At 62.7% G+C, this 12,321-nt stretch carries 12 protein-coding genes; 11 read left to right on the plus strand and 1 reads right to left on the minus strand.

Annotated elements, in window-relative coordinates; translation table 11 throughout:
* Window positions 1-4 precede the first annotated feature (4 nt).
* The 6 genes from hemA to GMET_RS16225 all read left to right on the plus strand — a co-directional run bounded on the left by hemA (window position 5) and on the right by GMET_RS16225 (window position 6,238).
* Entirely contained in the window at window positions 5-1,309 is a 1,305-nt protein-coding gene (hemA, locus tag GMET_RS16200; RefSeq protein WP_004512672.1) for a glutamyl-tRNA reductase, read from the plus strand.
* 50 nt (window positions 1,310-1,359) lie between these two features.
* Entirely contained in the window at window positions 1,360-2,316 is a 957-nt protein-coding gene (gene hemC, locus GMET_RS16205) for a hydroxymethylbilane synthase (RefSeq protein WP_004512673.1), read from the plus strand.
* Window positions 2,317-2,325: 9 nt separating this feature from the next.
* Window positions 2,326-3,867 (plus strand): uroporphyrinogen-III C-methyltransferase, encoded by a 1,542-nt coding sequence (gene cobA, locus GMET_RS16210; protein ID WP_011366164.1) that lies wholly within the window; start codon window positions 2,326-2,328, stop codon window positions 3,865-3,867.
* Between the two features lie 52 nt (window positions 3,868-3,919).
* Window positions 3,920-4,678 (plus strand): TatD family hydrolase, encoded by a 759-nt coding sequence (locus tag GMET_RS16215; RefSeq protein WP_011366165.1) that lies wholly within the window; start codon window positions 3,920-3,922, stop codon window positions 4,676-4,678.
* 216 nt (window positions 4,679-4,894) lie between these two features.
* Window positions 4,895-5,662, plus strand: coding sequence for a tRNA threonylcarbamoyladenosine dehydratase (locus GMET_RS16220; protein WP_004512676.1), 768 nt, complete (start codon window positions 4,895-4,897; stop codon window positions 5,660-5,662).
* 78 nt (window positions 5,663-5,740) lie between these two features.
* Window positions 5,741-6,238, plus strand: a complete 498-nt coding sequence (locus GMET_RS16225) for a ferritin family protein (protein ID WP_004512677.1) — start codon at window positions 5,741-5,743, stop codon at window positions 6,236-6,238.
* Window positions 6,239-6,325: 87 nt separating this feature from the next.
* Here GMET_RS16225 and GMET_RS16230 read toward each other — a convergent pair whose 3' ends face one another.
* Window positions 6,326-8,380 carry a sodium-translocating pyrophosphatase gene (locus GMET_RS16230; RefSeq protein WP_004512678.1) on the minus strand — a complete coding sequence of 685 codons (2,055 nt, stop codon included), beginning with the start codon at window positions 8,378-8,380 and terminating at the stop codon, window positions 6,326-6,328.
* A gap of 233 nt (window positions 8,381-8,613) precedes the next feature.
* Between GMET_RS16230 and GMET_RS16235 the strand changes: the two genes are divergently transcribed.
* The 5 genes from GMET_RS16235 to larA all read left to right on the plus strand — a co-directional run bounded on the left by GMET_RS16235 (window position 8,614) and on the right by larA (window position 12,294).
* Window positions 8,614-9,060 carry a Fur family transcriptional regulator gene (locus tag GMET_RS16235; protein ID WP_004512679.1) on the plus strand — a complete coding sequence of 149 codons (447 nt, stop codon included), beginning with the start codon at window positions 8,614-8,616 and terminating at the stop codon, window positions 9,058-9,060.
* Between the two features lie 24 nt (window positions 9,061-9,084).
* Window positions 9,085-9,195, plus strand: a complete 111-nt coding sequence (locus tag GMET_RS19255) for a rubredoxin-like domain-containing protein (RefSeq protein ID WP_011366166.1) — start codon at window positions 9,085-9,087, stop codon at window positions 9,193-9,195.
* 54 nt (window positions 9,196-9,249) lie between these two features.
* A complete protein-coding gene (locus tag GMET_RS16245) occupies window positions 9,250-9,702 on the plus strand; it encodes a ferritin family protein (protein ID WP_004512680.1) in 453 nt (150 codons plus the stop codon).
* A 102-nt stretch (window positions 9,703-9,804) separates the two neighbouring features.
* On the plus strand, window positions 9,805-11,025 hold the full coding sequence (locus tag GMET_RS16250; RefSeq protein ID WP_238378952.1) for an FprA family A-type flavoprotein: 1,221 nt from the start codon (window positions 9,805-9,807) through the stop codon (window positions 11,023-11,025).
* A 6-nt stretch (window positions 11,026-11,031) separates the two neighbouring features.
* Window positions 11,032-12,294, plus strand: coding sequence for a nickel-dependent lactate racemase (gene larA, locus GMET_RS16255; RefSeq protein WP_004512682.1), 1,263 nt, complete (start codon window positions 11,032-11,034; stop codon window positions 12,292-12,294).
* Window positions 12,295-12,321 lie beyond the last annotated feature (27 nt).

The following is a 12,321-nucleotide window of genomic DNA, read 5'->3' on the forward strand; positions in this document are numbered from 1 at the left end:
TCCCATGAACATTGTGGTTGTGGGGCTGTCACACAAGACCGCCTCCGTCGATATACGGGAAAAAGTCGCCTTCGCACCGACACAGATGGAAAAGCCGCTGCGGGCGCTATTGGCCATCGAGGACATTGCCGAAGCGGTCATCGTTTCCACCTGCAATCGGGTGGAAGTATACATCTCCACCCGCGACATCGCCGGCGGGATGGCGCGGATCAAGCGTTTTCTGGCCGACTACCACGGCATCTCCCCCGAAATCCTCGAACCTCACCTTTACGCCCACCACGGCGAGGCAGCCATCCGGCACGTCTTCCGGGTCGCTTCAAGCCTCGACTCCATGGTGGTGGGAGAGCCCCAGATCCTGGGCCAGATCAAGACCGCCTACGGTTACGCCGCCGAGTTCAAGACCAGCGGCATCATCCTCAACCGCTTCCTCCACAAGGCTTTCTCCGTGGCCAAGCGGGTGCGGACCGAAACGAAGATCGCCTCGTCGGCCGTCTCCGTCTCCTTTGCCGCGGTGGAACTGGCCCGAAAGATTTTCGGCAATCTCTCGGACAAGACGGTCATGCTCATCGGCGCCGGCGAGATGTGCGAACTGGCAGCCAAGCACTTCATCAACAACGGGGTGCGGGGGGTCATGGTCACCAACCGGACCTACGAACGGGCCGTGAAGCTGGCCGAGGAGTTCGAGGGGAAACCGGTCTCCTTCGACGACCTCTTCGACCAGCTCCATAAGGCCGACATCGTTCTCTCCTCCACCGGCGCCACCCAATTCATCATCAAACCCAAGGACGTGGAGGAGGTGATCCGGCGCCGGAAGCTGAAGCCCATGTTCTTCATCGACATCGCGGTGCCTCGGGACATCGATCCCAAGGTGAACGACGTGGAGAACGTCTACCTCTATGACATGGACGACCTCCAGGGGGTCGTCGCCTCCAACCTGCAGCAGCGGGCCGAGGAGGCGAAAAAGGCCGAGGCGATTATCGACGAGGAAATCGGCCAGTTCCACAAGTGGCTCTCCAACCTGGAGGTGACGCCGACCATCGTGGCGCTCCGGTCGAAATTCGAGGAGACGCGGAAGGCCGAGTTGGAAAAGACCCTCGCCTCCTGGAAGGACCTCCCCCCCGACGGGGCCAAGCGGCTGGAGGCCCTCACCACCGCCATCGTCAACAAGCTCCTCCACCCCCCTACCGCAACCCTCAAGCGGGTGGGCCAGGGAGGGCGGACCGACCTCTACGTGGATGCCCTCCGTACCCTCTTCGAGCTCCAGACCGGCGAGTCTGAGGCGGAGGAACTTGGAGAGCTGGAAGAGTAAGACCCCTCAAAGCATTCCGCTGTTTTCATAGATAAAAAAAGGAGACTGCAATGGCACCGAAGCAGCTGAGAATAGGAACCCGGGCGAGCCAGCTTGCCCTCTGGCAGGCCAACTGGGTGAAGGGTGAGCTGGAAAAGCGCTACCCCGGCATGGCCGTGGAACTCGTCAAGATCAAGACCATGGGGGACAAGATCCTCGACGTCCCCCTGGCCCAGGTGGGGGGCAAGGGGCTCTTTGTCAAGGAGATTGAAGAGGCGATGCTCCGGGGCGAGATCGATATCGCGGTCCACAGCATGAAGGACGTCCCCACCGAATTCCCCGAGGGGCTCGGCCTCTACTGCATCACCGAGCGGGAGGACCCGCGCGATGCCGTCATCTCCCGGGGGGTGAAATTCGCCGACCTTCCCCAGGGGGCTCGTATCGGCACCTCGGCCCTGCGCCGCCAGGCCCAGATCCTCAAGGTGCGCCCCGACCTCCAGATGGTGGTCATCCGCGGCAACGTGGAGACCCGCATCCGCAAGCTCACCGACGAGAACCTGGATGCGGTCATTCTGGCCGCTGCCGGCCTGAACCGCCTCGGCTTCGCCGACCAGGTCTCCGAGTACCTGCCGGTGGAGCTGTCGCTCCCGGCCATCGGCCAGGGGGCCCTCGGCATCGAGTGCCGCCTCGATGACGAAACCATCAAGGATACCATCGCCTTCTTCAACCACCCCGACACCGCCCACGCGGTCCGGGCCGAGCGGGCGCTTCTGTGGCGCTGCGAAGGCGGCTGCCAGGTCCCCATAGCCGCCCACGGCCAGGTTTCCGGCGACACCCTCACCCTCACCGGCTTCGTCGCCTCGGTGGATGGCACCCGCTCGGTGAAGGACACCATCTCCGGACCGGTGACGGAGTGCGAGAAGCTCGGCATTGCCCTGGCGGAGAAGCTCCTGGCCGACGGCGCCCACGAGATCCTCGCTGAGGTCTACCAGCGGGAAGTGGCGCGGGAGAAGGAAATCCCGGTCTAGTCGCACCCCATGCCCGATAAATCCCTCAAAAAACCGTTCGTCCACCTCATCGGTGCCGGCCCCGGCGACCCGGGGCTCATCACCGTCAAGGGTCGGGAGTCCCTGGGAAGAGCCGACGTGGTCATCTACGACTACCTGGCCAATGACGACCTCCTCCGCTTCGCACGGCCCGACGCCGAGCTGATCTACGCCGGCAAGATCGGCGGGCACCACAACCGCGAGCAGTGGCAGATCAACGCGCTCCTGGTGGAAAAGGCCCTGGCGGGGAATGTGGTGGCACGACTCAAGGGGGGTGACTCCTTTGTCTTCGGCCGGGGGGGTGAGGAGTGCGAGGCCCTTGTGGCGGCGGGAATCCCCTTTGAGATCGTCCCCGGCGTCACGGCCGGGATCGGCGTCACTGCCTACGCCGGCATCCCCCTCACTCACCGGGGGGTGACCACTTCCGTCACCTTCGTCACCGGCCATGAGGGGCACGACAAGGAGGTCTCCCAGATCGACTGGGAGGGTCTCTCCCTGGGGAGCGGCACCGTAGTCTTCTACATGGGGATCAAGAACCTCCCCCAGATAACGGCAAACCTCATGGCCCACGGCAGGCCGCCGGAGACCCCGGTCGCCCTCATCCGCTGGGGGACTCGGCCCGAGCAGGAAGTACTCACCGGCACCCTGGCCGACATCGCCGAGCAGGCACGGCGGACCGGCTTCCGGGCCCCGGCCATCACCGTGGTGGGAGAGGTGGTGCGCCTGCGGGAGAAGCTCCGCTGGTTCGACAACCGTCCCCTCTTCGGCACAAGCATCCTCGTTACCCGTGCCGCGGACCAGGCAGGCGAGTTCGGTGCCATGCTCGGGGCACTGGGGGCCCGGGTCCTGGAGTGCCCCACCATTGCCATTGTCCCCCCCGAAAGCTGGGACAACCTCGACGCAGCCATCGCCTCTCTGGATCGGTTCCACTGGGCCGTCTTCACGTCGGTCAACGCGGTCCGTTTCTTCTTTGAGCGACTCGCCGCAGCCGGAAAGGACTCCCGCGCCCTGGGGAACTGCCGCGTCTGCGCCGTGGGGCCCAAGACGGCAGCAGCCCTGGCCCCCTTCGGCATCCGACCGGACCTCATTCCGGCCGACTACAAGGGTGAAGGGGTGGTGGAGGTGTTCCGCTCGGAGGAGATTGCAGGGAAACGGATCATCTTCCCCAAGGGAGACCGGGCCAGGGACGTGATCCCCCAGGGCCTCGCGGAGCTGGGGGGAGAGGTGACCGCGCCGGTCGCCTACCGCAACGTGACGCCCGACTCCCTTCCCGCCGGCGTCATCGCCGAGCTGGAAGAACGGCGCATCACCTGCGTCACCTTCACCTCGTCATCCACCGTGGAGAACCTGGCCGCCATCCTCGGGGAGAACCGCTTCCTCCACCTCCTGAAGGGGGTGACGATCGCCGCCATCGGCCCAATCACCGCCAGAACCTGCCGGGAACTGGGGCTTGAGGTTCACGTGGAGCCCTCGAAGTACACCCTCGCTGCCATGACGGACGCCCTCGTCGACTTTTTTTCACGGTCGAAGTAGATACGCCTCTCCTTCACCCCTCGCCCCTGCAACCGGAGTGTGGAGCGCCCCGATGCTCACCGACACCCACTGCCACCTGGATGACCCGACCCTCAGCTCGCGCCTCGGCGAGGTCATGGCCGCCGCGCGACAGGCCGGGGTCGGACGGATCATCGTTCCGGGGATCGCTCCGGGTGGATGGGAGCGGATCGCCTCCCTGGCACGGGAGCAGGAGGGAATCTTTCCCGCCTTCGGCATCTATCCCCAGACGGCGGGCCAGGCCGACGACGGCGCCCTGGCGCGGCTCGCCACCCTCAGTGGCACAGCCGTTGCCGTGGGGGAGATCGGGCTCGACCATCTGCTTTCCACCGTTCCCCACGAAACCCAGGAGGCGGCGTTCCGGAAGCAACTCCGGATCGCGGTGGTAGCGGGGCTTCCGGTCATCATTCATTGCCGCCGGGCCTTCGAGCCCCTTCTCCGCATCCTCAGAGAGGAAAGTGTCTCCCGGGTTGGCGGGGTCATGCACGCCTTCTCCGGTAGCGTGGAGATTGCCCGGGAATGCATCAGGCTCGGCCTCTTCATCTCCGTCGCGGGGACCGTTACCTACCGTAACGCCGTGAGACCCGTGACCGTAGCCCGGGAGATCCCCCTGGAACACCTCCTCATCGAGACCGACGCCCCCGACATGACCCCCGAGCCTTTCCGCGGCGCACCCAACGAGCCGGCATTTCTCGCGGTGACGGCACACCGCCTGGCGGAGCTGAAGGGGGTGACGCCGGAGGAGGTGGCCCGGGCTACGAGCGAGAATGCTGTGCGGCTCTTTCGTTTATAATTCTTTGCAAAATCAATGCAATAACACGGGGCAACGGAGCACACGGAGAAAAGCAAGATCCGATTTGTTCATCGCTATGATATTCAGGAGATTCCGGTTCAAAGGCTATAATCAGACCATAACACTTCGAACTTCTACGTCTTTCCCCGTGTGCTCCGTCTCTCCGTGTTATTCAATCAGCCGTTTTCAGGATATTTTTTGAAACGAGGTATTTCCATGTCACCACTTCACCGCTTTTCCCGCACCGAGATCCTCATCGGCCCCGAGAAGCTCCAGCGGCTCCGCGAGTCGACCGTGGCCATCTTCGGCCTGGGAGGGGTCGGGAGCTTTGCTGCCGAGGCCCTCTGTCGGGCCGGGGTCGGTCGGCTCGTCCTCGTGGATTTCGACGACATCTGCCTCACCAACGTAAACCGTCAGCTCCACGCCATGGACGGCACGGTGGGGAAGGCCAAGGTGCAGGTCATGGCCGAGCGGCTCCGCCTCATCAACCCCGATGCGGACATCGTCCCCCACAAGGATTTCTACGAAGCCGGCAACAGCGACTTCCTCCTCTCGGGGGGATACAACTACGTGGTGGACGCCATCGATCACATCACGAGCAAGCTCCACCTGATCCGCAGCTGCCGGGAGCGGGAACTGCGGATCATCTCCAGCATGGGGGCCGCCAACAAGCTGGACCCCACGAAGATCCGCGTGGCCGACATCTCCAAGACAAGCGTCTGCGGCCTGGCCAGGGTGGTCCGCAAGCAGTTGCGCAGGCAAGGGATCAAGAGCGGCGTCACCGTGGTCTACTCCACCGAGGAGCCCCGGGAACAGGCCATTGCCGATGCCGGCTGCCGCTCCAACTGCATCTGCCCCAACAAGGAGGAACAGCGCTTTTCCTGTGAGCACCGCCGGAACATCCTCGGGAGCATCTCCTTCATCCCGAGCATTTTCGGGCTCACCATGGCGGGGGTCGTGGTGAACGATCTGGCGAAGGATTGACACCCGGTTGAAGGTCAACAATTTGCCGCTATACTTTCAACCAGACGCCATCGAATGGGATGAAAGGAGGATACCCGTATGACGAGGGAGTATTCGGTTCAGGAGGCCCTGAAGCTCGCCATCAAGGGCGAAAAGGACAGCATGGACTTTTACCGCAAGGCCGCTTTGGTGACCAGGAATGAACGAGCGCAGAAGGTCTTCGATCTTCTGGCCAACGAGGAGGTGGGACACCTCAAGGCATTCTTCGACCACTACAAGGGAGGAGAATTCGGCAGCGTGGCCGACTACATGGCACAGCCCCCGGACACCAAGAACCCCACGTACGTTGCCCTCATGAAGGCGGTCAACGAGGAGACCCCCGAGCAGCAGGCCCTCGAACTGGCCCTCAGGGAGGAGAAGTCCTGCATCGACCAGTACACGGTCCTTGCCAGGGACCTCATCGATCCCCTTGTCAGATCCATCTTCGAGCAGGTCATCAAGGAGACCGAAAAGCACCTGGCAATGATCGAAGAGGAGTACCGCCACGTCATGACCATGGTCCACGAGTCGGATCAGGACATCTACGTGCGGGAGTGAGGGAGAACATGGCCGCAGTGGGGGCATAAAAAAGGGCGGTCCGGAAAATTCCGGCCGCCCTTTCTGCGTCAAAAACTGCTTGTCACGTTACCCCAGCTTGGCGAGCAGCGGCACGATGAGGAGCGACACGATGTTGATGATCTTGATCATCGGGTTGACGGCCGGGCCGGCGGTATCCTTGTAGGGGTCGCCGACGGTGTCGCCAGTGACGGCGGCCTTGTGGGCGTCGCCACCCTTGCCGCCGTGGTAGCCGTCCTCGATGTACTTCTTGGCGTTATCCCAGGCGCCGCCGCCGGTGGTCATGGAGATGGCCACGAAGATACCGGTGACGATGGTGCCGACGATGACCCCGCCCAGGGCCTTGGGGCCGAGGGTGAAACCGATGATGATCGGAGCGGCGATGGGGATGATGCCGGGAATGACCATCTCCTTAAGCGCCGTCCTGGTCACGATGTCGACGCAGGAGGCGTAGTCCGGCTTGCCGGTCCCTTCCATGATTCCCTTGATTTCACGGAACTGGCGACGGACTTCCTCAACGACCGACCCGCCCGCCTTGCCAACCGCCTCCATGCAGAGGGCGGCGAAGTAGTAGGGGAGCATCCCGCCGAGGAACAGACCGACGATGATGTAGGGATCGGCCAGGTTGAAGTCAATAATCTTGCCGGCCAGCTTCAGCTCATCTACGTAGGAGGTGAAGAGGATGACCGCGGCAAGGCCGGCGGAGCCAATGGCGTACCCCTTGGTGACCGCCTTGGTGGTGTTCCCCACGGCGTCCAGGGGGTCGGTGACGGCGCGGACCGAGTCGTCCAGCTCGGCCATCTCGGCGATGCCACCGGCGTTGTCGGTGATGGGGCCGTAGGCGTCCATGGCGACGACGATGCCGGTCAGCGACAGCATGGAGACGGCGGCAATGGCGATGCCGTAGACTCCGGCGCACTGGAAGGCGACGATGATGCCGGCGGCGATGACGATGACCGGCATGGCGGTGGACTTCATGGAGACGCCGAGGCCGGCGATGATGTTGGTGGCGTGGCCGGTGGTGGAGGCCTGGGCGATGTGCTTAACCGGCCCGTACTCGGTGGCGGTGTAGTATTCGGTGATCCAGAAGATGGCACCGGTGACCACGAGGCCCACGATGGCGGAGATGAAGAGGTTGGTGGCCGAATAGGTCACCCCGGCGGCAGTGGTCAGCCCCTGGGGGAACATCTGGGCGGTCACCACATAGAAGGCGATGCAGGCCAGGACGCCGGAAGCGATGAGCCCCTTGTAGAGTGCGGGCATGATCTTCTGGTTGCCGCCCAGCTTCACGAAGAAGGTGCCGATGATGGAGGCGACGATGGAGATGCCGCCGAGGATCAGCGGATAGTTGACGGCGGCGACATTGCCGGTGAAGGCGATGGCGCCGAGGAGCATGGCGGCGATGAGGGTCACGGCGTAGGTCTCGAACAGGTCGGCGGCCATGCCGGCGCAGTCACCCACGTTGTCCCCCACGTTGTCGGCGATGACCGCCGGGTTGCGGGGGTCGTCCTCGGGGATGCCGGCCTCCACCTTACCCACCAGGTCGGCGCCCACGTCGGCACCCTTGGTGAAGATGCCGCCGCCGAGACGGGCGAAGATGGAGATGAGCGAGCCGCCGAAGCCGAGGCCCACAAGCTGGCTGACCACCTCTTTCACCGGGGCGCCCGGCATGACCTGCTGGAGGATGAAGTAGTAACCGGCAACACCCAGGAGCCCCAGACCCACCACCAGCATGCCGGTAATGGCGCCCCCCTTGAAGGCCACGTTGAGGGCCTTGTGGATGCCGGATTTGGCCGCTTCCGTGGTGCGGATGTTGGCGCGGACCGAAACGAACATGCCGATGAAGCCGGTCAGTCCCGAGAAGAGGGCGCCGATGGCGAAGCCGATGGCGGTTTTCATCCCCAGGGTAGCGAACAGGGCGATGAACATGATCACCCCGACGACGGCGATGATGGTGTACTGGCGCTTCATGTAGGCGCCGGCACCCTCCTGGATGGCTGCCGCAATCTGGCGCATCCGGTCGTTGCCCTGGGGGAGCCCCAGAATCCACTGGGCCGAAACGAGGCCGTAGGCGACGGCCGCCACGGCACAGGCCAGGGCGAAATAAACTGCATACTGTTCCATTTACCAACCTCCTGACAAAATAGCCTGCGAAAGGCTTTGAACCTGCTCGAACCAGACAATGCTCCAAGAGAGCAAAAAACGTAACATTGTTATAGAACGTCTGAAGTTTTGTCAATGTTAAATTACCGGATCCCGACCGTCACTCTCAAGTAGTCGAGGCGGAAACAGGACCTTCATCAACAGGGGAATCCACTTGACTAGCGGCATCGATTGCAATAAAGTACCAACCTAGTATGGATTGTCCTCTTGCATTCAAAAAGGAAAAACTCCGCCACCTTGAAGACGGCTGCCGCCAAAACGGCCTCGCCATGACCGTCCAGCGCCGCGTCGTCCTGGACGCCCTTGCGGAGCGCACGGACCACCCATCCGCCGACCAGCTCTACGATGCGGTCCGCGGAAGGCTCCGGGGAATTTCCCGCACCACCGTCTATCGGGTTCTGGAAACCCTCGTGGGAATCGGCGTTGTCCAGAAGATCAGCAACCCCGAGTCCAAGGCCCGGTATGATGCCAATACGGTGCGCCATCACCACATCCACTGCATTCGCTGCGAAAAGATCGAGGACATGCACACCCCGGCCCTTCACCTCGCGCAGCAGGTGCCCATCGCCACGGAAAGCGGCTTTACCATCGTCGACTATTCCATCAACTTCAGCGGGATCTGCCCCGACTGTCGTTCATGACCCATCACGCGAAAGGAGGACAGGATGAAAAAATGGAGATGCGTTGTCTGTGATTACATTCACGAGGGACCGGAGCCGCCCGAGATCTGTCCCGTTTGCGGAGTCGGCAGGGACCAGTTCGAGGAAGTTGAATAGATTTGTTTGTCTGCAATGAACGAGAACTCAAACCTGCCAGGGAGGGGAGACAGCATGGAATTCAAGACCCTTGACGATATCATCAAATTCGCCGTTGAGCGGGAAGAAAACGCCTACCAGCTCTACAAGACCGCTGCCCAGAAGGCCACCAGCATCTCGGCCCGCAAGATGTTCGAGGAGATGGCGAACGAAGAGGCAGGCCACAAGACCGCCTTCGAAAGACTGGACATCGAGGGGGCTGAAAAGTACTCTCTCGCCGACCGCCCTGACATGAAGATCGCCGAGTACATGGTGGAGATGCCCTTCCGGGACGACATGAGCTACCCCGAAATCCTCCGCTACGCCATGAAGACTGAAGAGAATGCGTACAAACTCTATACGGCCGCGGCCGAGTTGACCGACGACCCCAAGTTCAAGCGGATGCTCTTGGTGCTCGCCGACATCGAGAAGGGGCACAAACAGAAGATAGAGGCGGTTTACGACGAACGGGTCCTTACCGAGATGTAACTCTTCAGGCTACTGACAACGGGGGCGCCGAGGCGCTCCCGCTCTCGTTTTACCCGCCGGAAGGCATGCCGACGGCAACCAAACACCATATAACAGGAGGATATGCCAGTGAAGGCTGTTGAGATAAAGAAAGATATTTACTGGGTCGGCGCCGTCGACTGGGCAGTGCGTGATTTCCACGGCTACGAGACCCCCCGGGGCACCACCTATAACAACTACCTGATCATGGACGACGAGATCACCCTCATCGACACGGTCAAGTATGATTTTGCCACCTACACCCTCAAGAACATCAGCGGGGTGGTGGACCCGGCACGGATCAAGAACGTTATCATCAACCACATCGAAAACGACCACGTCACGAGCCTCGACTGTGTCATGGATCTGGCCCCCAACGCCACCATCTACATCTCGGAAAAGGGGAAAAAGGGGCTTGAGCGCTTCTTCGACCTCTCCCGCTGGAACGTGAAGACGGTCAAGACGGGGGACACCCTCACCATCGGCAAGCGGACCCTCGAATTCCTCGAAACCCCCATGCTCCACTGGCCCGACTCCATGGTGACCTATGCCCGTGAAGACAAGATCCTCTTCACCCAGGACGCCTTTGGCCAGCACGTGGCCTCGGCAAACCGCTTCGATGACGAGTACGAGATTTCCAACTCCCCGGTCGAACTGGAAGACGCGGTCGTCGACTACTACGCCAACATCCTCATGCCCTTCGGCCAGATGATCAAGACCAAGATTGCCGAGATCCAGGCAAAGGGATTCGAGATCGACATAATCGCTCCGGATCACGGCCTCATCTGGCGCAAAGACCCCGGCAAGGTCCTCGGCATGTACCTGGACATGGCCAACGGCAAGGCCCGGGAATCGGTGGCGATCATCTACGACACCATGTGGCAGAGCACCGAGAAGATGGCGGGCCCCATCGCCGAAGGGGTCAGGGCCGAGGGTCTCAACTGCCAGATCATCAAGCTGCGGGCCACCCCCACCAGCGTCGCCATCAAGGAATTCTGGAAGTGCCGTGGCGCCCTCATCGGCTCACCGACCCTCAACAACATCCTCTTCCCGAGCGTGGCCGAATTCCTCACCCACCTGCGGGGCCTGCGCCCAAAAAACCGGATCGTCGGGGCCTTCGGCAGCTTCGGCTGGGGGGGCGGCGCCGTGAAGGAGTCCTACGAGGTGTTCAAACAGATGGGGCTCCAGACCGTGGAACCGGGAATCCAACTCGCCTACCGTCCTTCCCTGGCCGACGAGGAGGCCTGCTTCGAATTCGGCCGCACCTTCGCCCGCCAGGTATCCGAGTACCACAAGGGGTTCTGATCCCCCATGGACCTGCACTACGGCGACACCTCATTCACCCTGACGCTTCCCCCGGAGCGGCTTCTCGGCGTCATCCGCCCGGAAATCGGCGTACCGGTCGACAGGCCCGAAACGATCATCGCGGCCGCCCTCGACCGGTGCGCCGAAACGATCGGCACCTTCCGGCCCGGGGAGCGGGTCGTCATCGTCACCTCGGATATCACCCGCTACACCGGGAGTGAGCTCTACCTGCCGCTTCTCGTGGAACGACTGGTGGCCACCGGCATCCGGGAGCGGGACATGGAAATCCTCGTGGCCCTCGGCATCCACCGGAAGCAGACGGAGCATGAGCACCAAAAGATCGCCGGCCCCCTCCACGGCCGGATCCGGATCGTGGACCACGACTGCGACGACCCGGGGCAGTTGGCCTTCATCGGCCGCACCTCCAACGGCATCGAGGTGACCGTGAACCGCCGGGTGGTGGAGGCGGACCGGGTCATCCTCACCGGCACCATCGGTTTCCACTACTTCGCCGGTTTCGGTGGGGGGAGAAAGAGCATCCTCCCCGGCGTGGCGTCCCGGGCAACGTGCATGGCCAGCCACTTCGCCGTCCTGAACCCCGGCGAGGGGACCGGCAAGAACCCCCTGGCCGTTACCGGCAACCTGGAGGGGAACCCGGTCCACGGCGCCATGGTGGAGGCGTGCGCCATGGTGGAGCCCGACTTCATCCTGAACACGGTCCTCTCCCCGGACAAGCGGATCATGGCCGCCTTTGCCGGCCCTTGGCGGGAGGCCCACGAAGAGGGGTGCCGCTTCTACGCCGAGCGGTTCGCCTGGCCGCTCCGGGAGAAGGCGGATCTCGTCGTGGTCTCCTGCGGCGGCTTCCCCAAGGACATCAACGTCATCCAGTCCCACAAGGCCATGGAGTACGGTAGCCAGGCACTGAAGGAGGGGGGGGTCATGGTCCTCCTGGCCCAGTGCCGGGACGGCTACGGCAACGCCACCTTCTTCGACTGGTTCCGGTTCAGGGATCTGGGCGCCTTTGAGACGCGGCTCCGGAGCCACTACGAGATCAACGGCCAGACCGCCTACTCCCTGCTCCAAAAAGCGCAGAAATTCCGCGTCATCCTCGTCTCGGAGCTTCCGCCGGAGGAAGTCCGCACCATGGGAATGACTCCAGCAAGGAGCCTCGACGAGGCCATGGCACAGGCGGCGGAGTTCCTCCCGGCCGACTACACCGCCTACGTCATCCCCGAGGGGGGAACGGTGCTGCCGGTAATAAAACCATGAAATAACACAGAGCAACTGAGCAACAGA

It is taken from the genome of Geobacter metallireducens GS-15 (genome assembly GCF_000012925.1).
GTDB lineage: Bacteria > Desulfobacterota > Desulfuromonadia > Geobacterales > Geobacteraceae > Geobacter > Geobacter metallireducens.